The sequence below is a fragment of the Bradyrhizobium sp. USDA 4451 genome (assembly GCF_054822585.1).
Genome location: NZ_JBTRCH010000001.1, coordinates 969,951 through 992,069, shown reverse-complemented (window position 1 = coordinate 992,069; position 22,119 = coordinate 969,951). Strand labels below are relative to the sequence as shown.

The window sequence follows — 22,119 nt, the reverse complement described above, 5'->3', positions numbered from 1 at the left end:
GACCGCAAGCAATCGTGCATCGGGAGGGTGATATGGCTGACGACGGAATTTTCCTGCGCAACGCCTGGTACGTGGCGGCGCTGAACCACGAATTGATCGACGGCAAGAAGCTGGCGCGCACCATCCTGGAGCGGCCGATCGTGATCTACCGCGGCGCCAGCGGAAAGGTCGTTGCGCTCGACGACCGTTGCTGCCATCGCGCTGCACCGCTCTCGATGGGACGCATCGAGGGCGACGATATCCGCTGCATGTATCACGGCATGAAGTTCGCGGCCGACGGCAAATGCATCCAGATCCCCGGGCAGGACGCGATTCCGGCCAAGCTCGGCGTGCGCAGCTATCCGGTGGTCGAGCGCTACAACATGATCTTCATCTGGACCGGCGATCCCGAAAAGGCCGACCCGAAACTGATCCTCGACTATCCGCCGCTGCAAGATCCCAAATGGCGCGGCCTGCCGGGCTACATGCACTATAAGGCCAATTGGCTGTTGATCGTCGATAACCTCAGCGACTTCGCGCATCTCGCCTTCGTCCACACCAACACGCTCGGCGGCTCCGAGGAATACGCCTACAAGACCAAGCCGGTCGCGATCGAGAAGCTCGACGACGGCTTCCGCGTCGAGCGCTGGCACATGGGCGCCGATGCGCCGCCCTACCACAAGAAGGTGATCTCGAACCGCGACGACAAGGTCGACCGCCGCAATATCGGCCGCATGATCGTGCCGGGCATCTTCACGCTCGACACCACCTTTGCGCCGGCCGGGCAGGGCGTCGAGAAGGGCGTTCAGGTTCCGGGCACGCGGTCATATCGCAACGCGCAGTTCATGACGCCGGAAACGCGCTCGTCGACGCACTTCTTCTGGAATTACCTGCACGATTTCGATACCGACAATCCGAACATTTCGCTGTCGCTGCGGCATTCGCTCGAGGAGGCCTTCAACGAGGACAAGGATTTCATCGAGGCGCAGCAGAAGGTGCTCGACGCCGATCCGGATTATCAGCTGCTCGCGATCGGCGCCGACGCGCCGCTGACTTATTTCCGCTGGCTGTTCGCCCGCCGGCTCGATGCGGAGAAAGGCGCGGCGCGCGCCGCATAAGCACGAACGGCGCGGCTGCCCGTGGCTGCCGCGCCGTTCTTGATCGTCAATTGCCGCGTTTACTTCGCCGCGACGACCATGATCTCGACATTGTATTGCGGCGCCGCGAGTTTGGCCTCGACGGTGGCGCGGGCCGGGGTATTGCCCTGGGAGACCCACGAGTCCCACACCGCGTTCATCTCCGGGAATGTCTTCATGTCGGTGATGTAGATCGTCGCGCTGAGCAGCTTCGACTTGTCGGTGCCGGCCTTGGCGAGGTGGCCGTCGATGATCGACAGGATATCCTTGGTCTGGTCGGTGACGCTGCCGCCCGCCGCCTTGCCGGCGACGACGCCGGCGAGATAGACGGTGTTGCCGTGCACGACGGCCTGGCTCATGCGCGGGCCGGTTTCGAAACGCTGAATGCTCATTTGGGTCTCCACTTGAATGGCGGGCACTGTCTAACGTGCCAGACCGGTCCGCGCCACTGCGCATTTTGCAACGCGGCTGATGGAAATGGCTTAAATTGCACCGAAATCGCGGCGACCACGAACACAGTGTCGTCCCGGACAAGCGAAGCGCGATCCGGGACTCATAACCACGGAAATCAGCCGTGAAGCACATTGCGGCCCCAGCGCACTCAACGATTTGGAGCGGTAGTTGGGTTCCTGCTCCCGTGCGCAATTGCGCACTAGGCAGGGACGACAGCAGAGACTGCCTCGGCGCAATCACAATTTTCAAGGATTCGATCCAGCACCTGCCCAGCGTGCGAACAGTGCCACCCGCTCGGCCGGCCAGGCGCCGTCGCACGGCATGGTCCCGGCCTCGAGGCGCGCTAGAATCTGCCGGCCGTGCCTGGCAACGTCCGCCTCCTTCCAGAGATCGAACGCGAACAGCATCGCGTTGCGATCCATCGGCCGGAACAGCGGCCGGATGTGCTGTTCGAACTGCACGGTCTCGCCGGGACCGGGCAGCGCGACGCCGCGGTCATTCGCGACGGGCACGTCGCTCGCGGCTGCCGACGGCCGCGCGGCCGGCGTTGCGTTGCAGACCCACCACCAGCGCGGCACCGGCATGTTCGGCGGCGGTGTTGCGCCGGGGCCGGAATTCTCCACCGCAATCCGCGAGCCCCATTCGATATAGGCGACGAAGGCGGCGCGGAATTCCGGATCGGACGGCAGCCCGGCATCGTCGGCGCTCTGCACCATGTAGGTGGCCCACAGCGCGCGCTGCTCGGGCCTGATCCGCTTGCCGATGTGCTGCGACACCATCCGCCGATAACCGCCATAGCGTTCGGTGTAGAATTTCGGGCCGCCGAACACCTCGCTGAGCCAGGCCGCGACCCGTTCGGGATGGTCCGGCGACATCTCGGCGAACAGCGGGCTGAGCAGCGGATCCTCCGGCACATAGCGGCTGTAGAAGATGCGCGTCATGTCGAGCAGCGCCGGATAGCCGCCGGCCCATTCGAACAGTGTCGGCTCGCGCATCGGATCGAGCACGGGGTCATGAAATGCGACGTTCCAGTGCATGCCGCTGCAGAACGGCTTGTTCCGCGACGAGCCGCAGCGGCACAGGCTGACATGTTCCCGCGACGCGCCCGCGTTCGGTGCGATCGGCGTGCCGTCCTCATCGACCAGCTCGACATGGCCGGTGATGCGATAGGGCCCGTCCTTCGATATTTCGATCTGTGGCGGCCGGCTGACGTCGGACCAATTGGCATCACACTGCGGGCCCATGCCGATGCCGAGCGCGCCCGACGGGCATCGGCGCACCGCATTGATGAGGTCGTCGAGGCGCGCGCCGCTCGGCGCGACGAACGGCTCCTCGCCGAGGCGAAACACGGCGTTGAGCCGGTCGGTGCAGAAGCCGGAATGTGCGCAGGTGCCGCGGTTGTCGAACACATGGGCCTGCTGCCCCGCATAGACATCGAGCTTGTCGGGCACGCGCCGCGGATCCTTGCCGTCGGTGAAGCCGCGCGCAACGTGGCTGTCGTCGCAGAACGGTTTGGTCTGCGATTGTCCGCAGCGGCAGAGCCGCACCGGCTCCTCGGTCGCGACCGGCACGCCGAGATGATCGACGATCGCAATGCCGGGCTCGGGTTCATACGGCCCGTTGCGCCTGACGGCGATGCGCTTGCGTGGAGGTTGTCTGTCGCTCGACCCTTGGACGGAACTGTCGTCTGTCATGCCTTGCAATGATCCCTGAACTCGCCCAACCCGCGCGAAGCGTGCTTAGATGGATCGATGGCGGCGCTCAACGAACCAGATGGAAAGTGCCGCAGGGGAGTTGCGATGATCCGCAAGACCAAGCGCAAATATGGTTGCCCGGTCGAGTTCTCGATCGATCAGCTCAGCGGCAAATGGAAGACCGTGATCCTGAGCCGGCTGAAGGTCCGCCCGATGCGCTATGGCGAACTGCGCCACGACATCCCGCAGCTCAGCGACAAGGTGTTGACCGAGCGGCTGCGCGATCTCTGCAATTCAGGCTTCGTCAAGCAGGAGCGCGGCGGCGGCGCCTCGCGCTATTGCCTGACCAAACGCGGCGAGATGCTGAAGCCGATGCTGCAGGCCCTCTACGATTGGGGGCAGGCGAATGCTGACACGTTCGGTGTCCGCTTCCTCAACGTGGAGGCGGAGTAGGGCGAGGGCGTAATTTCGGAATATTGGAAGTGTGCCCCTGCGTTGCCCGACGTGTCAAGTCTCTTGGTCGAGCGCGACCGCCGCCGGCTCCTTTGCATGGGGTTGTTTTGCGATATTTGACGGTGCCCCTGCGGCGGTTCCATGTGCCTCGCACGGAACCGCCTGGAGAGTGGATTCCGGCCGGAACCATCAGCGAGGAAAGCTCGTTGTCGCGGGATGTTGGGGGTAATCAACACAAGGAATGCTCATGCGCATCCGTATCTCTACGGCATCCATCATTGTTGCCGCGCTCTCGCTTGGGGCGCCTGCCTGGGCGCAAGTGCAGGGAACGCAACCGAACACGCCGTCGCAGGCCCAGTCTGAGCAGCCCGCCACGATCAAGACCATACAGGTCGTGGACGTGAAGGAACTGAAGCCCGAAGTCCGGTCACGGGTCGAGGCCGTCATCGCAAAGGCAAGCGAAGAGGATCTGAAGAGCCTGCGGGGTTCGATCGACGCGTCCACGGAGGCGACTTCCGCGCTGAAGGCGAAGGGACTGAGCTCGGCACAGGTTGTCGCGGTCAATCTCAGCAACGGCATTCTCACGCTCTTCACCAAGCTGGCGTGAGCGCAAGATAGCTCCAAGCTAGCCGAAGAAATTCCGACTCAATGACAAGAGCCCGCCGGTTCAAACCCGGCGGGTTTAATCCACCGCCCTCGCCGCCGCGCGCCCCGCATTGCGGCCCGAGAACAGGCAGCCGCCGAGGAATGTTCCCTCCAGAGAGCGATAGCCGTGCACGCCGCCGCCGCCGAAGCCGGCGGCTTCGCCGGCCGCGTAGAGCCCGCGGATGATCTGGTGATCCCTGCCGAACACGCGTGAATCCAGGTCGGTCTCGAAGCCGCCGAGCGTCTTACGGGTCAGGATGTTGAGCTTCACCGCAATCAGCGGGCCGTGCTCGGGATCGAGGATGCGATGCGGCTTCGCGGTCCGGATCAGTCGGTCGCCGATATAGCGCCGCGCATTGTGCAGGTTCATCACCTGCGCATCCTTGACGTAGGGATTGATGATCTCGCGATCGCGCGCTTCGATCTGCGCCTTGATGGCGTCGAGCTGCAACAGATCATTGCCGGCGAGCTTGTTCATGGCACTGATGAGATCGGCGAGATTGTCGCGCACGAGGAAGTCGGCGCCGTGCTGCTTGAAGGCCTCCACGGGCGCCGGCGCGCCCTTGTTGGTGGCGCGCTTGATCGTCATGCGCCAGCTTTTTCCGGTGAGGTCGGGGTTCTGCTCCGAGCCCGACAGCGCGAATTCCTTCTTGATGATGCTCTGGGTCAGGATGAACCACGAATAGTCGTAGCCGGTGCCCATGATGTAATGCAGTTGCCCGAGCGTGTCGGAGCCCGGGAACAGCGGCGCCGGCAATCGCTTGCCCGTGGCGTCGAACCACATCGACGATGGCCCCGGCAGAATCCGGATGCCGTGACGCGGCCAGATCGGATTCCAGTTCTGGATGCCCTCGACATAGTGCCACATGCGATCGCGGTTGATCAGCCGGGCACCTGCTTGCTCGGTGATCCCGATCATGCGGCCGTCGACATGTTCGGGCACGCCGGAGATCATGAAGTTCGGCGGCGCGCCGAGCCGCGTCGGCCAGTTCTGCCGCACCAGATCATGATTGCCGCCGATGCCGCCGGAGGCGACGATGATCGCCTGCGCGCGCAGGGAGAAATCGCCGACCACGTTGCGCGACGAACTCTTGCCGCGCTCGACCGACGTCGGTTCCAGGACCGCGCCGCTGACGCCGTCGACCGCGCCGTTGGTCACGCTGAGCGCATCGACGCGATGGCGGAACTTGAAGATGATCCGTCCGCTGTTCGCAGCGCCGCGCGCGCGACGCTCGAACGGCTCGACGATGCCGGGACCGGTGCCCCAGGTGACGTGGAAGCGCGGCACCGAATTGCCGTGGCCCATCGCGTCGTAGCCGCCGCGTTCGGCCCAGCCGACCACCGGGAAGATGCGATGGCCCATCGCGCGCAGCCAGTCGCGCTTCTCGCCCGCCGCGAACGCGACATAGGCTTCGGCCCATTTGCGCGGCCAATGATCCTCCTCGCGATCGAAACCGGCGGTGCCCATCCAGTCCTGCAACGCGAGGTCGGCAGAGTCCTTGATGCCGAGCCGGCGCTGTTCCGGCGAATCGACCAGGAACAATCCGCCAAACGACCAGAGCGCCTGGCCGCCGATGCTCTGTTCCCCTTCCTGGTCGAGCACGATGACGCGCTTGCCCGCATCGGCGATCTCGGTTGCGGCGACCAGACCGGCAAGCCCGGCGCCGACCACGATCACATCTGCATCGTCAGCCATGTTTGATTCCCCCGTCCCACCGTGAATCAAGACCACGTCGTTGTGCGCGGTCAACGCCAAATGGACCTTGCCTGTGGCGGCGAGGCACCAAATGGTTGCGGCAAGCTGTTCCAGTTTGGGACCTTTTCCACGCGCCAGTGCAGCGTGCGCGCAACACCCAATTTGAATTTGTTTTGACCGGCTTCGCTCGTCTGGACAAAAATCCGTCGCCGCAACACGCTCACGATTGTCGTGCATCACAGACCAAACAGATTCGGTTTCGACTGGGGCTGGCCAAAATGAAGTTGCTGACGGGGTTGCTCGCTGCGGTTCTCCTGCTGGCGGGAATGGGGGCGTCTCACGCAGTGGTCAGGATCGCCGACGATCGCGGCGGCAAGATCGGCGTCTATGTCGACAAATATCAGGACCTGCGCACCTCGGGTGAGACCGTGATCATCGACGGGCTGTGCGCCTCGGCCTGCACCATCGTGCTCGGCAAGGTTCCGCACGACCGGATTTGCGTGACCTCGCATGCCAGCCTCGGCTTCCATGCCGCCTGGGATTACGGTGATGACGGCCGTCCGGTGCCCAATCCCGAAGCGACCCATATGCTGTACCTGATGTATCCGCCGGCGGTGCGAAAATGGATCACGGGTCGCGGCGGTCTGACCCGGCGCATGATCTTCCTGCAAGGCAAGCAACTGCAGGCGCTGTACAAGCCGTGCTACCTCAACGCCCAGGCCTCGGCCAAGGGCGAGCATTGAGGCGTAGCCGACCCCGGCATGACGGGATAAGCGCCGGAAATCGCCTCGCACTCATTTGACGGCCTGCGACCGCCATTGCGCTTGCTGCCTGCCGGAACCCGGCTTATCTCAACCGCATGGTTCAGCCGATCTCCACCCGATCCGAGCTCGTTGCGGCTCCGCAGGGCCGGGTGGCGTCTGCTATCCTGTGGGGCGCTGCCGGCATCGGCGGATTGGCCTTGCTTGCCGCCGCCGCGCTCTGGTTCCACTACGGGACCGCGGTGTTTTTCGAAATGATCACGGCCGGCATCGCCGCCTGCTTCTGACAAGGACGCTCTCGCATCATGCCCCGGACCACGCGCCCATTGGTGATCTTTGCTGCCTTCGCCGGCAGTCTGGCGGTCGGCCTGTTCCTTATGCTGTGGGCGGTCGGCGGCCTACGCACCGTCGCCGCGCCGGCCGCGATCGGCGGCCCGTTCCAGCTCACCGACCAGGCCGGGCAAACCGTCACCGACAAGAACCTCCAGGGCAAGCCGACGCTGATCTTCTTCGGCTTCACCCATTGCCCGGACATCTGTCCGACCTCGCTGTTCGAGATTTCCGAGGTCCTGAAGGCGATGGGCAAGGATGCCGACCGCGTGAATGCTTATTTCGTCTCGGTCGACCCGGAGCGCGACACCGCCTCGGCGATGAAGGATTACCTGTCGAGCTTCGATCCACACCTCAAGGGCCTGACCGGCGACCCGGCAGCGATCGCCAAGGTGCTGTCGAGCTACCGTGTCTACGCCAAGAAGGTGCCGCTCAAGGATGGCGACTACACGATGGACCACACCGCGCTGATCTATCTGATGGACCGCGACGGCCATTTCGTCGCGCCGTTCAATCTGAAACGGACGCCGGAAGAGGCGGCGGCTGATCTCAAACGGTATCTCTGATCGCTTTTTCCGGTTCAGAATTAACCCATTCGGCGCTCGCTTCACGCGCCGGATGGTCTATAAGCCGTTCAATTTCCTGATATTGCCGGTTATGCCCAATCTGTCTGCCCAGCCATGTGCCGTCCGCTCGCGCCAGTCTCGCCTGGCCGCGGGATTGCTGGCCGCCGCCGTGCTGGCCATGGGGGGGCCCGCGGCCGGGCAGACGCCTCCGGCACAGGCCCCGGCGGCGAAGAGCGCGCCGGCTCCGGCCGCCAAGGCGGCCCCTGCACAGCCGGCACCCGCGCCGCCGCCGGCAGCAGCGGCTCCGTCGCCGCCAACCCAGCCACCCAAAGCCACCGAGGCCGCGCCCCAGGCGGTGCCCGGCTTCTGGGATCCGCGGCGCAGGCCCGACCGGCCCGACCTGTCGCGCCTCACCGTGATCCGCTTCCTGACCGAGACCGATTATCCGCCGTTCAACTTCACTGGCCCTGATGGCAATCCGGCCGGCTTCAACGTCGACCTGGCGCGTGCGCTGTGCGACGAGATCAAGGTCACCTGCACCATCCAGATGCGCCGCTTCGAGACCCTGATCGATGCGCTCGCCACCAACCGGGGCGACGCCATCATCGCCTCGATGGCGGTGACGCCGCAGCTGCGCACCAAGGTCGATTTCACCGATCCCTATTATCGCGCGCCAGCCCGCTTCGTGTCGCGCCGCGACAACGTGATGCCGGAAATCCGTCCCGAATATCTCGAGGGCAAGAAGGTCGGCGTGATCGCCGGCACCTCGCACGAGGCCTATCTCAAGGCGATGTTCACCGACGCCGAGATCCATTCCTATCCGGATAACGACGCGCTGCGTGCGGCACTGCGCCGCGGCGAGGTCGACTTCATCTTCGGCGATGCGATCTCGTTGGCGTTCTGGATCAACGGCACCGATTCCGCCGAATGCTGCGCGTTCTCCGGCGGTCCCTTTGTCGAAAGCCGCTATTTCGGCGAGGGCGTCGGCATCGCCGTGCGCAAGGGCAACGACCTGCTGCGGCAGTCGCTGAACTGGGCGCTGTTCCGGATCTGGGAAAAAGGCCGCTTCACCGATCTGTGGCTGCGCTATTTCTCGATCAGCCCGTTTTAGCTCCGTCATTCCGGGGCGATGCGTAGCATCGAACCCGGGATCTCGAGATTCCGGGTCTGGTGCTGACGCACCATCCCGGAATGACGACAAGCTTCCCGTCGTTTTGCATTTTGCCGCGAAAGCGTTAGTTTTCGCGGCCTTTTTGGAGAAAGCCTGAGGAATGTCCGTGATCGATCCTTCTGCCAGCCCGAGCGACCTGCGGGCGCTCGCCGAACAATCCAACGCCTGGCCGTTCGAGCAGGCGAAAGCGATTGTGGCGCGGCTGAAGAAAAATCCCAAGGACGAGGTGCTGTTCGAGACCGGCTACGGCCCCTCGGGCCTGCCGCATATCGGCACCTTCGGCGAGGTCGCGCGCACCACGATGGTGCGCCACGCCTTCCGCGTGCTCACCGAAGATAAGATCAAGACCCGCCTGCTGGCCTTCTCCGACGATATGGACGGCCTGCGCAAGGTGCCGGACAATGTGCCGAACAGGGAGTTGCTCGAGCAGCATCTCGGCAAGCCCTTGACCAAGGTGCCCGATCCGTTCGGCACCCATCCGAGCTTCGGCCAGCACAACAATGCGCGGCTGCGCGCCTTCCTCGACCAGTTCGGCTTCGACTACGAATTCGCGAGTTCGACCGAGTATTACACCTCCGGCCGGTTCGACGCCGCGCTGCTGCGCATGCTGGAGCGGATCGAGAAGGTGATGGCGATCATGCTGCCGTCGCTGCGCGAGGAGCGCGCCGCGAGCTACTCGCCGTTCCTGCCGATCTGTCCGCGCACCGGCCTCGTGCTCTACGTGCCGGTGACCGCGCATGACGCCAAGGCCGGCACGATCTCCTACGAAGATCCCGAGACCAAGGAGAGCGTCACCGTTCCCGTCACCGGCGGCCGCTGCAAGCTGCAATGGAAGCCGGACTGGGCGATGCGCTGGTATGCGCTCGGTGTCGACTATGAAATGGCCGGCAAGGACCTGATCGATTCGGTGAAGCTGTCGGGCAAGATCTGCTCCGCGCTCGGCGGCACGCCGCCGGAAGGCTTCAACTACGAACTGTTCCTCGACGAGAAGGGCCAGAAGATCTCGAAGTCGAAGGGCAACGGCCTGACCATCGACGAATGGCTGCGCTACGCCTCGCCGGAATCGCTGTCGCTGTTCATGTATCGCGAGCCCAAGGCGGCGAAGCGACTCTATTTCGACGTCATCCCGCGCAATGTCGACGACTACCAGCAGTTCCTCGACGGCTTCACGCGCCAGGAGGCGCGGCAGCAGCTGCAAAATCCGGTCTGGCACATCCATTCCGGCAAGCCGCCGCAGGCCGACATGCCCGTCACCTTTCAGCTCTTGCTGACGCTGGTGTCGTCGTCGAATGCGGAGAATGCCGAGACGCTGTGGGGCTTCATCGGCCGCTATCGTCCGGGTGTGACGCCGCAGACCCATCCGAAGCTCGATGCGATGGTCGGCTACGCCATCAACTACTATCGCGACTTCGTGGCGCCGACCAAGCAGTTCCGCGAGCCGACCGATGGCGAACGCGCCGCGCTGCAGGACCTGCGCGATGCGCTCGCCAACATGCCGGCTGAGGCGACCGCGGAAGACATCCAGAACGTGGTCTACGAGATCGGCCGCCGCGAGCCGTTCCTCGACTTGGTCAAGAAGGGCAAGGACGGCCGCCCCGGCGTCTCGCTCGATTGGTTCAACATGCTCTACCAGGTGCTGCTCGGCCAGGAGAAGGGCCCGCGCTTCGGTTCCTTCGTCGCGGTCTACGGCGTGCAGAACGCGGTCAACATGATCGACGGCGCATTGGCACGGTCGTCGTAATTTGCGGTGGTCGCAATTTGAAGGATGTGTAGCCCGGATGAAGCGAAGCGAAATCCGGGGGATCATCATCAGCGGCCTCGGTGCCCCGGATTGCGCGGAGCCTGTCATCGGGCGCGCGTTCGCGCGACCCGTTGGCTCCATCCGGGCTACGAGCGCACACTGCGGCGTAGCGCCGCAAAACCAGATGGCAGTCCTGCCGCAATTTCAGCCGAGGCTGTTGCCGGATTGCGCTACAGTCGGCCCCATAAAATCAGCACGGCCTCCGCCAAGGGGGCGGCACAGATGGGAGCATGCGCATGCAGTTCAGGGTTTCACCGACATCGCTGCAGGACAGTTCGGGCGCCGAGGAATGGCAGGCGCGGGTCGATCTCGCGGCGGCGCATCGGCTCGCCTACATCCACGGCTTTTCCGAAGGCATCTTCAACCATCTCACCTTCGTGGTTCCCGGCCGCACCGACCGCTACTACCAGATTCCGTTCGGCATGCACTGGTCGGAGGTCACCGCGTCGTCGTTCATGGAGGTCGGCATCGACGATGCCGAGGTGAAGCGCGGCGAGGGTGAGGTCGAGCGCTCATGCTTCTGTATCCATGCGCCGATCCACAAGGCGCTGCCGCAGGCCAAGGCGGTGTTCCACACCCATATGCCGTATGCCAGCGCGCTGACCCGGCTCGAGGATCCGCGGATCAAGGAGATCGGCCAGACCGAGGTCGGGCTGTCGGAGGCGATCGCCTATGACGATCTCTACACCGGACCTGCGCTCGACCCCGAGGAAGGCGCACGGCTCGCCAAGGTGATCGGCAACAAGACCATTTTGTTCATGGCCAATCACGGCATCTCGACCGTCGGCGAGACCGTCGCCGACGCCTATGACCGGCTCTATTACATCGAGCGCGCCGCGCAGGTGCAAATCTACGCGATGTGGACCCAGCAGCCGCTCAAGCAATTGCCGCCGCATGTGGTGGAGAAGACCAAGCGCGATTTCCGCGACGACCATCTCTACAACGGCCCGAGCCCGGCGCAGCGGCATTTCGATGCGCTGAAGCGGATGCTGGACCGCAAGGAGCCGGACTACGCGACGTAGACTACGCAGCGCATCCGCAATCTCCGCCGTCGTCCCGGCGAAAGCCCATCGGCGTTAAAATAGGCTTGTGTGGCGGAATCGTTTGTGATTCCAGCATGGAATGACACACGAATCGCTGGTGAATGGCGACTGGGCGGGCGTCGTGACCCGGCTCGGTGGGGCAGAAGCACTCAATCGCACGGCACGTGAGACGAAGGCTTTCGTGCGTCCGCGCGAGATTAGGAGTGCGGTGGATTTGCTGCGGCTGATCCTGGCTTATTGTTTGAGTGAGCGGGGACTTCGCTCGACGGCGGCATGGGCGACATCGGTCGGCCTTGTCGACATTTCCTGCGTGGCGTTGCTGTATCGTTTGCGTCAGTGCGGAGATTGGCTGGCGCTGCTGGTGGGTCAGGCGCTTGCTGCCGCTGCCCCGAAGGCAAGCCGAGGTCGCTTGATCCGGATCATCGATGCTACCACGGTGCCGAAGAAAGCGCTGGATGCCAGGAAGAAGAACGAGGTGTGGCGCATTCACAGCGCGTTCGATCTTCCGCAGGAACGATTTGGCCACTTCGAACTGACCGATCAGCAAGAAGGCGAGACGCTCGACCGGATCCCGGTGGTTGCGGGCGAAATCCGTCTTGCCGATCGGGCCTATTTGCAGCCGGAACGCATGGCACGGCTGATCGAGGCCGGCGCAGACTTCGTCATTCGGGCTGGTTGGAAGAGCGCGCGCTGGCTCGATTGCAAAGGCTGTGCGCTGGACCTCATGGCTGAGCTGCGCAAGGCGGCGGAACGAGGCCTCATCGATTGTCCGATTTGGATCAAACCCAAGCACGGCGCGCCGCTCGCCGTGCGTCTGGTCGCCATCAAGAAGCCGCAACAGGCTGCTGCCGAGGCACGACGCAAGGCGCACCGGACCGCACAGAAGGGAGGCCATCAGCTCTCCAAGCAAACGCTTGAGGCCGCCGATTGGGTCATCCTGGTCACCTCACTTGCTCCGGATGACTTCACCGCGGATGATGTTCTCGCCCTCTATCGCCTGCGCTGGCGGATCGAACTGGGCTTCAAGCGACTGAAGAGCCTGATCGGCCTGAAGGGGCCGCCGGGAACTGACGAACGAACGGCCCGACCTCACATCCTCGCTCATCTGCTGGTTATTCTCTTGCTCGAGCCGCTTGTCGACGAACTCGAGGACTCTCCCCGCTTGGCGGACGCCGCCTGACCCGCCCCGGCGCGTGGCGCTTGCTCCGCCAACTCGTCGCCTCACTCCTGCAGGCGATCATTCCGCAGCCGACAATGGCTCGCCTTCGCCGATCTCTCTCCACTCTTCGCCGACACCTCCGCGAGCCCCCGAGGAAAAAGCGCCGCTATCAAACCATGTATCCACTACCTTAACGCACATGGGCGAAAGCCGGGACCCATTACCACAGGGCATGTTGTTGAAGCGCGCTGTGGCCCCAGCTTGGTGCAGCAATTATCATCGGTGGTGATGGGTCCCGGTCTTCGCCGGGACGACACCGTTGGTGTGGCCGCTTGCGATGCCCGCTATTGGCTCGCCCACACCACGCGCGCGATCCAGGCGACCTCCTCAGTATCGAGCATGCGGTCGGAATGCTCCGGATTGAGCGAGGCGAGCTCCAGCACCTTGCCGGTGCGGCGCTTCAATTCCTTCACCATCACCTCGCCGCCGGTGGTGCGCACCACGACGCGGTCGCCGCGGCGGATCGCGGTCGCGGGCGACACCACGATGATGTCGCCTTCGCGATAGGCCGGCTTCATCGAGTCGCCCTCGATCTCCAGCGCATAAGCGTGCTCGTCTGAGGTCCCCGGCAGCGCCACTTCATCCCAGCCCTTGCCGGCCGGAAACCCGCTGTCGTCGAAATAGCCGCCCGGCGCCGGCCTGCGCGAAGCCGATCAGCGGCACCGACTGGCCGCCGCGCGCGCCATCGCCGAGCAGCTGCACGAAGGTCTCCATGCTGGCATTGCTCGCGGCCAGCGCCTTGGAGAGCGATTCGGTCGACGGCCAGCGCTCGCGCCCGTCACCGGTGACGCGCTTCGACTTGTTGAAGGTGGTGGGATCGAGGCCGGACTGCTTGGCGAGGCCGGATGGTGACAGGCCGGCACGCTCGGCAAGCCGGTCGAGCGCGGCCCAGACCTGAGCGTGGGTCAGCGGTCGGGCGGCTTTGGACTGTTTGGCCATCGAGAACATCCCGGAAGGTAGGAATTATTGCCTGAAACTTCGATTTTCGCAAATCTGCCGGCGGATGTGTCCCGACACCGCTTGAGTTGCGCGGCCACCGCCGATACGGTCCCTCGCTCGCCAGATGGCGATTGGGGCCTTTCCCCGCAAATCCGGATAAACCCCCAAAAGACTCAAGGACAAAAGGGAAGGCCGGGCCGTGCCTATGATCTACAAAATCACCCCCGCTTCGGCTTGGCGCGAGGCCGAGCGGCAGGGCGTGTACCGGGGCAGTGCGGACGACAAACGCGACGGCTTCATCCATTTTTCGACCGCCGCCCAGGTGGCCGAAACCGCACGCAAGCACTATCACGGGCAAACCGGCCTGTTCCTGGTCGCGGTCGATGCCGATGCGCTCGGCGACGCCCTCCGCTGGGAGCGGTCGCGCAATGACGAATTGTTCCCGCATCTCTACGGCGAACTCGATCTCGGCGCGGTCACCGAAATCCTCGACCTGCGCGCGCGCTCCGACGGCGGCCACGACGTTCCGGAGCTCAAGCCGTGATCCGTGCCTTTGATGCCTTCTCGCTGCCGCTGCTGCGCCTGTTCGATGCCGAAGATGCCCATCGCATGGCGATCCAGGGCCTGAAGCTGTTGCCGCCGTTCCGGCAGCGGGCGGATGATCCCAAGCTCGCGGTGCGTGCCTTCGGGCTGAATTTTCCGAATCCGATCGGCATGGCGGCGGGCTTCGACAAGAGCGCGGAAGTGCCCGACGCGCTGCTGCGGCTCGGCTTCGGCTTTGTCGAGATCGGCTCGGTGACGCCGAAGCCGCAAGCCGGCAATCCGCGGCCGCGGCTGTTCCGCCTCGAGCGCGACGAGGCAGTCATCAACCGCATGGGCTTCAATAATGACGGTGCGGACGCCGTGCTGCGCCGGCTCGCCGCGCGCGGTGGCGCAGCAGGGATCGTCGGGGTCAATGTCGGGGCCAACAAGGATTCGACGGACCGCGTCGCGGACTATGTGCAGCTGATCGAGACCTTTGCCCCGGTCGCGAGCTATTTCACCGTCAACGTCTCCTCGCCCAACACGCCGGGCCTGCGCAATCTGCAGCAATCGGCGGCGCTCGACGATCTGCTGGCGCGGGTGATCGACACCCGCGAGCGCGTGCGCAAGAACGCCGGCGATTCGCCGGTGCTGCTGAAGATCGCGCCGGACCTGAGCCTCGCCGAGCTCGACGATGTCGTGCACATCGCGCGCTCGCGGCGGGTCGACGGCATGATCGTCGCCAACACCACGCTGGCGCGTCCCTCGACCTTGCGCGAGGAGAACCGCGCCAAGGAGCAGGGCGGCCTGTCCGGCCGTCCGCTGTTCCGGCTGTCGACGCGGATGGTGGCCGAGACTTATGTCCGCGTCGAAGGCGCGTTTCCGCTTGTCGGCGTCGGCGGCATCGATTCTGGCGGCGCGGCGCTGACGAAAATTCGCGCCGGCGCCAGCCTGATCCAGCTGTATTCTTCGCTGGTCTACAAGGGCATCGGCCTGGTCGACGACATCAAGCGCGATCTGTCCTCGACCTTGCTGCGGACCGGGCGTGACTCTCTGTCGGAAATCGTCGGTGCCGATGCGGCGACGATCACGGCCGAAGATTGGCCGGTGAGGTAGTTGCCCGTAGCCCGGATGGAGCCAACGGGTCGCGCGAACGCGCGTCCGATGACAGGCTCCGCGCAATCCGGGATAGCCTCACCGCGGACACAGACCCCGGATTTCGCTTCGCTGCATCCGGGCTACAGAGCTACACGATCTTGAACGACTTCCGCAGCATCGCCGGATAGCGCAGGCCTTGCAGGCCGCCGCGGGCGACGTAGAAGCCGAGCAGCGCGATCCACAGCCCGGTGTTGCCGTAGCTGCTAAGCATCCACCAGGTGGCGAGGAAGATCGCGAGCGAGGCCAGCATCAGATTGCGCATCTCGCGGGCCCAGGTCGCGCCGACATAGATGCCGTCGAAGCCGAAGGCGAACACGCCGGGCAAGGGCGCCAGGATCACGAACGGCAGGAAGTCGCGCGCTGAGCTGCGCACGTCGTCGCTGGTCGTCATCAAATTGATCAGCGCCGGCCCGAACAGCGCGAACAGCACCGAGACAGCCAGCGCAAAGCCGATGCCCCACAGCAGCACCAGCCGGGTCGAATCGGCGAAGCCTCGTCCGTCGCGGGCGCCGAAGGCGCGGCCGCACAGCTGCTGCGCGGCATTGGCGAGGCCGTCGAGGAAGAAGGCACTCACCAGCAGGAAATTGTTCAGCACCGAGTTCGCCGCCAGCGTGACGTCGCCCTCGCGCGCGCCCTTGGCAGTGAAGAACAGGAACACGACGATCAGCGCCGCGGTGCGGACCATGATGTCGCGATTGACGGCCAGCATCCGCATCAGCTTGGCGCGATCGAACAGCATGGCCGCGGGAACCGCGAAGCCGCCTTGCGAGATCCGCCACGCCACGACGATGCCGACAACGAAACCGGTCGTCTCGGCGAGCACGGCTGCGATCGCGGCGCCGGCAATGCCGGCGCCATAGGTTTGCACCAACAGCACGGTAGCGATCATGTTGATGAGGTTGATCACGATCTGCGGCGCCAGCGCCAGATTGGCGCGGGCTTGGCCGACCAGCCAGCCCAGGATGACGTAATTGGCCAGCGCCAGCGGCGCCGACCAGATCCGGATCATGAAATAGGATTTCGACGCGCGGGTGACGCCCTCGCTGCCGCCCATCAGCTGGAAGATGATTGCGGCCAGCGGAACCTGCAGCGCGATCAGCGCCGCGCCGATCAGCCCGGCGACGATGAACCCGCGGACCAGGATCGCGGCATATTCCTGCGGCTCGCCGGCGCCTTGCGCCTGTGCGGTGAAGGCCAGCGTGCTCATGCGCAGGAAGGCGAACAGCCAGAACAGGCAATCGAAGATCACCGAGGCCATTGCCACGCCGCCGAGCAGCGCGGCGTCGTCGAGGCGACCGATCGCGGTGGTCGAGACGATGCCGATCAGCGGCGTGGTCAGGTTCGCGACCATCGCGGGACCGGCGATGGCAAACACCTGGCGGGTCGTGATCTCTTGGTGAACCGGGGCGTGCATGGCTACAAGTGTGATGAATGTACGCTTCTATCGCGTCATCCGCCGCGCGGCCATGCTGGAAATGTTCTCAGAGCAATGCGGTGGCGAAGGGGCTGGGCGGCCTATCCTGCAATTGCGCGGTCAGAATATCACGACCATGCCGTCGCTCGCCGCTGTGTAGGGCAGGCCGTCGATGCGGCCGAGCATGTCGTCACTCATATGGGTCAGCACCACGCGTTTCGCGTTGATGGCCGGCAGATGCGCTTCCAGCGTTGTCAGGCTGAGATGGTTCTTGACCATCTTGTCGTGGGTATAGGCTTCAGCGATGAAGAGGTCGGCGTTTTGCGCCGCCGGGATCAGCGTGTCGGTCCATTCGGTATCGGCGCTGTAACTGATCACGCGGCCTTCCGCTTCGATGCGATAGGCCAGGAATGGCCCACCGGATTCGCCGTGCAGCACGGGAAACGGCGTCACGGTCGTCTCGCCGAAGCTGCGCGGCTCCTGCGGCGCGAGCGTGACGACCGACAGATCGAAGCGCTGTCTGGTCCTGGAGGAATGCTCGAACATCACCTCCATCACCTGGGGTAGCTTGGTTTCGATGCCTTCGGGACCTGCGATCACCAGCGGCCTCGTGCGGCGGGAGAACTGCGCGTCGAGCAGGAAGAACGGCAGGCCGGCAAAATGATCGCCGTGGAAATGCGTGATCAGGATCAGGTCGATGGCGTCGCGGTCGATCTCGAGCCGCTTCAGCGCGGGAAGCGACGAGGCGCCGCAATCGATCAGGAAATTGGCGCGCTCGCCGCTGACATGGAAGCAGGTGTTGAAGCGGCCGCCGGAGCCGAACGCATCGCCGCAGCCGACAAATCGCAATTGCATCGGCTGCGAACCCTCGCTTATCAGCGGCCGCGCGGCGCGCCGAACAGCCGCGACAGCAGCCAGATCGGGATCACGATCACGGCGCCGAGCAGGAAGTAGCGCCAGGCCCAGTTGATCGCGTCGAAGCCGAGATCCCAGAGGCTCTGGAACAGCCTGCGGATGCTGTAGAGGATGTTCCAGGGGTCGAGCCCGATCGCGGCGAGCACGACGCCGACCAGGATCGAGAGCAGGATCAGCCGGAATGCCACCGACAGCGGCGAGCCGCCGAGAAAGCGGTACAGGCCGTCGCTCTGGCCGCCGGCCGGCAAGTCCCTGATGTTGTCTGGCATCGCTCTCTCCTGGCGGAAGCGCCCGCATTATAGGTCACGGCGGTGCACATGGGAAACCCGCGGGGCGCGATCAATGGCTGCCATCCGGCTTGCGGGTTTAACTTCCTGTCATGGAGATTAACATCCGTTCAAGTGTCTCCAGTCGGTCGGCGTCGCGCGGGGGCTTGTCCCAGCGCAGCCGGCTGATGCGGGGAAAACGCATCGCGACGCCGGATTTGTGCCGCAGCGAGCGCTGCAGGCCCTCGAAGGCGACCTCCAGCACCAGCCCCTGATCCGGCTCGTGCACGACATGTCGCACCGGACCGAACTTCTCGGTGGTGTTGCGACGGACGAAGCGATCGATCTGCAACAGCTCCTCGTCGGTGAAGCCGAAATAGGCCTTGCCGACCGGCACCAGCTCGTCGCCGGCCTCACCGCGGGTCCAGACTCCGAACGTGTAGTCGGAATAGTAGGATGAACGTTTGCCATGGCCGCGCTGGGCATACATCAGCACCGCGTCGATGATGTGCGGATCGCGCTTCCACTTCCACCACGGGCCCTTCGGCCGTCCGGGCAGATAGGGCGCATCGCGCCGCTTCAGCATCACGCCCTCGACCGCGTCGGCGTCGTTGCCGGCGCCCGCACTCTTCGGATCGGCACGCGCCGCGGCCAGCTCTTCCCAGCTCGCGAACGTGACGGTCGGCGACAGATCTATGCGCGGATCGCCGAGCTTGGCGACGAAGGCTTCGAGATGCGCGCGGCGTTCGGTGAACGGCAGCTCGCGCAGATCGTTTTCGCCGTCGCCGAGCAAATCGTAGGCGCGCAAATGGATCGGGAATTCTTTGATCAGCTTCGGCGAGACTACCTTGCGATTCAATCGCTGCTGCAAGACGTTGAAGGTCTGCACGCGACCGTCGCGCAGCACCAGCAATTCGCCGTCGATCGCGCCGGGCAGATGCAGCGACGGCACCAGGTCGGGGAAGCTGCCGGTGATATCCTCGCCGGTGCGCGAATAGAGCCGCGCCTGGATGTGGCCGCGCGCATCGCGGCCGGCGACAGCCTGCACACGGATGCCGTCCCACTTCCACTCCGCGCTGAACTCGGCGGGGTCGAGATTGGCGAAATCACTGTCCTCGATCGCATGCGCCAGCATCACCGGTCGGAACGGGGTCGGGTCGCTGTTAACCGGCTTGTCGCCGCGGCCTTCGAGCCAGGCGAACAGGTCGAGGTAGGGCGGCGACAGGCCCGGCCACATCAGCTCGATCTCGTGCGGGTCCTTGTCGCCGAGTGCGGCCGCCGCGGTCTTCGCCAGCCGCGCCGAGATCCCGATCCGCATCGCGCCGGTGACGAGCTTCAGCAGTGCCCAGCGTCCGGTCTCGTCGAGCTCATCCAGCCAGCGCGCCAGCTGCGCCGGCAGCTCCGCCTTGCCGAGCGTGCGCAGCGTGGTGACGACCTCGGTCAGTGTCGGCGGAGGCGGATTGTTGTGCGTGCGAGGAGTCTCACTGCCATCTCGCCCGCGGTACCCCTCTCCCCAGCCCTCCCCCCTTGCGGGGGAGGGCTGGGGAGAGGGGTGGCCCAGGAAAGGCTCGGCGTAACTTGCTCCAGCCTTCGGCCACATCAGCGCGACGGTCTCGGAGAGATCGCCGACATAGTCATAGGAATAGCCGAACAGCACCGGGTCGGCGCGCTCGGTGATCAGATCGCGGATCAGGCCCGGCTTGGCGTGCTTGAACGACAGCGCGCCGGTCAGGGCCGCCAGCGCGTAGCCGCGGTCGGGGTCCTCGGTTGCGCGGAAATAGCCGACCAGCAGCTTGATCTTGTTGTTGCGGCCCGGCTCGTAGGCGAGGCGGTCGAGCAGCTCGGCAAAGCGGTTCATGTGTTCGCCTCGCCGTCGGACTGAACCTCGCCGGTGATTGCTGCCGCCTCGCCCTCGTCCTCGTCGCCATAGCCGACCAGATCGAGCGGCTGCGCGGCAAGGCCCTTGCTCTTGCACCAATGCACGAGCGCGTCTTCCTGGCCGTGGGTGACCCAGATCTCGCGGGCGCCGGTCGCGGCGATCGTCGCCGTCAGGCCATCCCAATCGGCATGATCCGAGATCACCAGCGGCAGCTCGATTCCGCCCTGTCGGGCGCGGGCGCGCACGCGCATCCAGCCTGAGGCGAAGGCGGTGACCGGATCGGGAAAGCGCCGCGTCCAGACATCCGATGTCGCGCTCGGCGGCGCCAGCGTGATGGTGCCGGCGAGATCGGCCTTCTTCATGCCGCGCACCGGCCGGAGCTCGCCGAGTGGAATGCCGCGCCCCTGATAGTAATAGGTGATCTTCTCCATCGCGCCATGCAGATAGATCGGAGCGTCGTAGCCGGCCTCGCGCAGCAGCGCGATCACGCGCTGCGCCTTGCCGAGCGAATAGGCGCCGACCAGATGCGCGCGCTCCGGAAACAGTTTTGCGGACGCCAGCAGCTTGTTCACTTCGCCGGCGGCATCGCCATGGCGGAACACCGGCAATCCAAACGTCGCCTCCGTGATGAAGACGTCGCACGGCACCAGCTCGAACGGCGCGCAGGTCGGGTCGCGCGCGTCCTTGTAGTCGCCGGAGGCAACGATCCGGGTATCCTTGCAGGTGACTGAGATCTGGGCCGAGCCGAGGACGTGCCCGGCGGGATGAAACGACACCCTGACGTCGCCGAGCCTGATCTCTTCGCCATAGGCGACCTCCTGCACTGAGCCGGCGAAATTCTCGCCGTAGCGCAGCCGCATCATGTCGAGGGTTTCCTGGGTCGCGAGCACGGCGCCGTGGCCGGGGCGCGCATGGTCGGAATGGCCATGCGTGATCAGGGCCCGCTCGACCGGCCTGACAGGATCGATGTGGAAGCCGCCGGGCTTGCAGCAAAGCCCGGCCGGGACGGGCATCAGGATGTCTTGCGGGCGCATGCCGGACATATAGGCATTGATTCCGCGATATCTAATCGTCATGCGCGGGCTTGACCGGTGCATCCATCTCCGGGAAAAGTCCGTGCTTTCGTAAAAGAAGATGGTTCCTTAGAGCGAATGGCTCCCCGCCTGTTTCTATCCTCCGGCGACCTCGTTGCCGACCGCCGCTACGAGTTTGCGCGCGACCTGCAATTGAAGGGCGATCTGCCGGCGGCCGCCGAGCTGCTCGAGCAGGCGATCGAGCTGGTGCCGAAATTCCCGTCCGCCTGGTACACGCTCGCCAAGATCCGCCTCGAGCTCGGCCAGCGCGAGGCCGCGATCGCAGCCTTCCGTTCCGCACGCGACGCCGATCCCGAAGACCGTCATGGCTCCGGCCTGCATCTGATGCAGCTCGGCGTCGAGGCGGTCAGCGCGATGCCGCCGGGCTATGTGCAGACGCTGTTCGATCAATATGCGCCGCGCTTCGAGGCCGCGCTGGTCGGCGATCTCGGCTATCGCGGCCCGGCGCTGCTGTTCAAGGCGGTGCTGTCGGTGCGCGCGGGCGCCAAGAAGCCGGCCTTCTTCAAGCGCGCGATCGATCTCGGTTGCGGCACCGGACTGGCGGCAGGTGCGTTCGCGCGACATGTCGACCGCTTCATCGGCATCGACCTGTCGCCGCGTATGATCGACAAGGCACGCGCCACCGGCCTCTATGCCGAGCTCGAGGTCGACGACATGCTGCAGGGCATCTCGACCAAACCCGACGCCAGCGCCGAATTGGTCCTCGCCGCGGATGCGATGGTCTACGTCGCCGATCTTGCGCCTGTGCTTGCGGAGGCCGCGCGCGTACTGGTGCCAGGCGGCGTGCTCGCCTTCACCACGGAAACCCATGACGGCGAGGGCGTCATCTTAGGCCAAGGGCTGCGCTACGCGCACAGCGCGGCCTATGTACGCGCGATCGTTGCGGCCGCCGGGCTGACGCTGGCCCTGCTCGACGATCTCTCGGCGCGCAACGAGGACAACATCCCGGCACCAGGCCTCGTCGCCGTCGCCGTCAAGCCGTGAT

21 protein-coding genes and 1 pseudogene are annotated in these 22,119 nt (G+C 65.0%); 13 read left to right on the top strand and 9 right to left on the bottom strand.

Going from position 1 to position 22,119, the window contains the following annotated elements; translation table 11 throughout:
- Window positions 1–32: 32 nt before the first annotated feature.
- Window positions 33–1,097, top strand: coding sequence for an aromatic ring-hydroxylating dioxygenase subunit alpha (locus tag ACVMB0_RS04550; RefSeq protein ID WP_461345443.1), 1,065 nt, complete (start codon window positions 33–35; stop codon window positions 1,095–1,097).
- A gap of 59 nt (window positions 1,098–1,156) precedes the next feature.
- Here the strand turns inward: ACVMB0_RS04550 and ACVMB0_RS04545 are convergent, their stop codons facing one another.
- Window positions 1,157–1,507 (bottom strand): RidA family protein, encoded by a 351-nt coding sequence (locus tag ACVMB0_RS04545; protein WP_375786669.1) that lies wholly within the window; start codon window positions 1,505–1,507, stop codon window positions 1,157–1,159.
- 306 nt (window positions 1,508–1,813) lie between these two features.
- Window positions 1,814–3,262: a CDGSH iron-sulfur domain-containing protein gene (locus ACVMB0_RS04540; protein ID WP_461345442.1), complete on the bottom strand. Its 1,449-nt coding sequence runs from the start codon at window positions 3,260–3,262 to the stop codon at window positions 1,814–1,816.
- A gap of 105 nt (window positions 3,263–3,367) precedes the next feature.
- Here ACVMB0_RS04540 and ACVMB0_RS04535 point away from each other — a divergent pair, with 105 nt between their 5' ends.
- Window positions 3,368–3,715 (top strand): winged helix-turn-helix transcriptional regulator, encoded by a 348-nt coding sequence (locus tag ACVMB0_RS04535; RefSeq protein WP_456751970.1) that lies wholly within the window; start codon window positions 3,368–3,370, stop codon window positions 3,713–3,715.
- Window positions 3,716–3,962: 247 nt separating this feature from the next.
- On the top strand, window positions 3,963–4,322 hold the full coding sequence (locus ACVMB0_RS04530) for a hypothetical protein (protein ID WP_456751971.1): 360 nt from the start codon (window positions 3,963–3,965) through the stop codon (window positions 4,320–4,322).
- A 75-nt stretch (window positions 4,323–4,397) separates the two neighbouring features.
- Here the strand turns inward: ACVMB0_RS04530 and ACVMB0_RS04525 are convergent, their stop codons facing one another.
- The gene (locus ACVMB0_RS04525; RefSeq protein ID WP_461345441.1) at window positions 4,398–6,056 is read right to left on the bottom strand and encodes an FAD-binding dehydrogenase; all 1,659 of its coding nucleotides are present in this window, start codon (window positions 6,054–6,056) and stop codon (window positions 4,398–4,400) included.
- Window positions 6,057–6,334: 278 nt separating this feature from the next.
- Here ACVMB0_RS04525 and ACVMB0_RS04520 point away from each other — a divergent pair, with 278 nt between their 5' ends.
- The 7 genes from ACVMB0_RS04520 (at window position 6,335) to ACVMB0_RS04490 (ending at window position 12,908) form a co-directional block, all read left to right on the top strand.
- Window positions 6,335–6,799 carry a hypothetical protein gene (locus tag ACVMB0_RS04520; protein WP_456751973.1) on the top strand — a complete coding sequence of 155 codons (465 nt, stop codon included), beginning with the start codon at window positions 6,335–6,337 and terminating at the stop codon, window positions 6,797–6,799.
- A gap of 170 nt (window positions 6,800–6,969) precedes the next feature.
- Window positions 6,970–7,104 carry a hypothetical protein gene (locus ACVMB0_RS04515; RefSeq protein ID WP_263009965.1) on the top strand — a complete coding sequence of 45 codons (135 nt, stop codon included), beginning with the start codon at window positions 6,970–6,972 and terminating at the stop codon, window positions 7,102–7,104.
- Between the two features lie 18 nt (window positions 7,105–7,122).
- Window positions 7,123–7,713 (top strand): SCO family protein, encoded by a 591-nt coding sequence (locus ACVMB0_RS04510; protein ID WP_461345440.1) that lies wholly within the window; start codon window positions 7,123–7,125, stop codon window positions 7,711–7,713.
- 178 nt (window positions 7,714–7,891) lie between these two features.
- A complete protein-coding gene (locus ACVMB0_RS04505) occupies window positions 7,892–8,824 on the top strand; it encodes a transporter substrate-binding domain-containing protein (RefSeq protein ID WP_456756398.1) in 933 nt (310 codons plus the stop codon).
- Between the two features lie 160 nt (window positions 8,825–8,984).
- Entirely contained in the window at window positions 8,985–10,625 is a 1,641-nt protein-coding gene (locus ACVMB0_RS04500; RefSeq protein ID WP_461345439.1) for a lysine--tRNA ligase, read from the top strand.
- Window positions 10,626–10,921: 296 nt separating this feature from the next.
- Entirely contained in the window at window positions 10,922–11,707 is a 786-nt protein-coding gene (locus tag ACVMB0_RS04495; protein WP_461345438.1) for a class II aldolase/adducin family protein, read from the top strand.
- A 118-nt stretch (window positions 11,708–11,825) separates the two neighbouring features.
- Entirely contained in the window at window positions 11,826–12,908 is a 1,083-nt protein-coding gene (locus tag ACVMB0_RS04490; protein WP_461345437.1) for an IS4 family transposase, read from the top strand.
- Between the two features lie 323 nt (window positions 12,909–13,231).
- On the opposite strand, the pseudogene ACVMB0_RS04485 reads toward ACVMB0_RS04490, so the two are convergent.
- A pseudogene (locus ACVMB0_RS04485) lies at window positions 13,232–13,886 on the bottom strand (S24 family peptidase).
- 199 nt (window positions 13,887–14,085) lie between these two features.
- Between ACVMB0_RS04485 and ACVMB0_RS04480 the strand changes: the two are divergent.
- Together ACVMB0_RS04480 and ACVMB0_RS04475 are read left to right on the top strand one after the other, a co-directional pair.
- A complete protein-coding gene (locus ACVMB0_RS04480) occupies window positions 14,086–14,430 on the top strand; it encodes a DUF952 domain-containing protein (RefSeq protein WP_167386909.1) in 345 nt (114 codons plus the stop codon).
- Complete coding sequence (locus tag ACVMB0_RS04475; RefSeq protein WP_461345436.1) at window positions 14,427–15,524, top strand: quinone-dependent dihydroorotate dehydrogenase; 1,098 nt, start codon at window positions 14,427–14,429, stop codon at window positions 15,522–15,524. The genes ACVMB0_RS04480 and ACVMB0_RS04475 overlap by 4 nt, the downstream gene beginning before the upstream one ends.
- 130 nt (window positions 15,525–15,654) lie before the next feature.
- On the opposite strand, the gene ACVMB0_RS04470 is transcribed toward ACVMB0_RS04475, so the two are convergent.
- From ACVMB0_RS04470 to ACVMB0_RS04450, 5 genes are all read right to left on the bottom strand, one after another.
- The gene (locus ACVMB0_RS04470; RefSeq protein ID WP_461345435.1) at window positions 15,655–16,980 is read right to left on the bottom strand and encodes an MATE family efflux transporter; all 1,326 of its coding nucleotides are present in this window, start codon (window positions 16,978–16,980) and stop codon (window positions 15,655–15,657) included.
- A 120-nt stretch (window positions 16,981–17,100) separates the two neighbouring features.
- Window positions 17,101–17,835, bottom strand: a complete 735-nt coding sequence (locus ACVMB0_RS04465) for an MBL fold metallo-hydrolase (protein ID WP_461345434.1) — start codon at window positions 17,833–17,835, stop codon at window positions 17,101–17,103.
- A gap of 20 nt (window positions 17,836–17,855) precedes the next feature.
- Complete coding sequence (locus tag ACVMB0_RS04460; protein WP_456751984.1) at window positions 17,856–18,164, bottom strand: DUF6460 domain-containing protein; 309 nt, start codon at window positions 18,162–18,164, stop codon at window positions 17,856–17,858.
- A 97-nt stretch (window positions 18,165–18,261) separates the two neighbouring features.
- Window positions 18,262–20,019 carry a cisplatin damage response ATP-dependent DNA ligase gene (locus ACVMB0_RS04455; protein ID WP_461345433.1) on the bottom strand — a complete coding sequence of 586 codons (1,758 nt, stop codon included), beginning with the start codon at window positions 20,017–20,019 and terminating at the stop codon, window positions 18,262–18,264.
- Window positions 20,016–21,074 carry a ligase-associated DNA damage response exonuclease gene (locus tag ACVMB0_RS04450; protein WP_461349590.1) on the bottom strand — a complete coding sequence of 353 codons (1,059 nt, stop codon included), beginning with the start codon at window positions 21,072–21,074 and terminating at the stop codon, window positions 20,016–20,018. The genes ACVMB0_RS04455 and ACVMB0_RS04450 overlap by 4 nt, the downstream gene beginning before the upstream one ends.
- Window positions 21,075–21,191: 117 nt before the next feature.
- On the opposite strand from ACVMB0_RS04450, the gene ACVMB0_RS04445 reads away from it, so the two are divergent.
- On the top strand, window positions 21,192–22,118 hold the full coding sequence (locus ACVMB0_RS04445) for a methyltransferase domain-containing protein (RefSeq protein WP_461345432.1): 927 nt from the start codon (window positions 21,192–21,194) through the stop codon (window positions 22,116–22,118).
- Window position 22,119: the final 1 nt, after the last annotated feature.

Excerpts from the sequence above, each read along its gene's own strand:
- ACVMB0_RS04550 (WP_461345443.1), top strand. The coding sequence starts at position 33 with ATGGCTGACGACGGAATTTTCCTGCGCAACGCCTGGTACGTGGCGGCG.
- ACVMB0_RS04545 (WP_375786669.1), bottom strand. The coding sequence starts at position 1,507 with ATGAGCATTCAGCGTTTCGAAACCGGCCCGCGCATGAGCCAGGCCGTC.
- ACVMB0_RS04540 (WP_461345442.1), bottom strand. The coding sequence starts at position 3,262 with ATGACAGACGACAGTTCCGTCCAAGGGTCGAGCGACAGACAACCTCCA.
- ACVMB0_RS04535 (WP_456751970.1), top strand. The coding sequence starts at position 3,368 with ATGATCCGCAAGACCAAGCGCAAATATGGTTGCCCGGTCGAGTTCTCG.
- ACVMB0_RS04530 (WP_456751971.1), top strand. The coding sequence starts at position 3,963 with ATGCGCATCCGTATCTCTACGGCATCCATCATTGTTGCCGCGCTCTCG.
- ACVMB0_RS04525 (WP_461345441.1), bottom strand. The coding sequence starts at position 6,056 with ATGGCTGACGATGCAGATGTGATCGTGGTCGGCGCCGGGCTTGCCGGT.
- ACVMB0_RS04520 (WP_456751973.1), top strand. The coding sequence starts at position 6,335 with ATGAAGTTGCTGACGGGGTTGCTCGCTGCGGTTCTCCTGCTGGCGGGA.
- ACVMB0_RS04510 (WP_461345440.1), top strand. The coding sequence starts at position 7,123 with ATGCCCCGGACCACGCGCCCATTGGTGATCTTTGCTGCCTTCGCCGGC.
- ACVMB0_RS04505 (WP_456756398.1), top strand. The coding sequence starts at position 7,892 with ATGGGGGGGCCCGCGGCCGGGCAGACGCCTCCGGCACAGGCCCCGGCG.
- ACVMB0_RS04500 (WP_461345439.1), top strand. The coding sequence starts at position 8,985 with ATGTCCGTGATCGATCCTTCTGCCAGCCCGAGCGACCTGCGGGCGCTC.
- ACVMB0_RS04495 (WP_461345438.1), top strand. The coding sequence starts at position 10,922 with ATGCAGTTCAGGGTTTCACCGACATCGCTGCAGGACAGTTCGGGCGCC.
- ACVMB0_RS04470 (WP_461345435.1), bottom strand. The coding sequence starts at position 16,980 with ATGCACGCCCCGGTTCACCAAGAGATCACGACCCGCCAGGTGTTTGCC.
- ACVMB0_RS04465 (WP_461345434.1), bottom strand. The coding sequence starts at position 17,835 with ATGCAATTGCGATTTGTCGGCTGCGGCGATGCGTTCGGCTCCGGCGGC.
- ACVMB0_RS04460 (WP_456751984.1), bottom strand. The coding sequence starts at position 18,164 with ATGCCAGACAACATCAGGGACTTGCCGGCCGGCGGCCAGAGCGACGGC.
- ACVMB0_RS04455 (WP_461345433.1), bottom strand. The coding sequence starts at position 20,019 with ATGAACCGCTTTGCCGAGCTGCTCGACCGCCTCGCCTACGAGCCGGGC.
- ACVMB0_RS04450 (WP_461349590.1), bottom strand. The coding sequence starts at position 21,074 with ATGCGCCCGCAAGACATCCTGATGCCCGTCCCGGCCGGGCTTTGCTGC.
- ACVMB0_RS04445 (WP_461345432.1), top strand. The coding sequence starts at position 21,192 with ATGGCTCCCCGCCTGTTTCTATCCTCCGGCGACCTCGTTGCCGACCGC.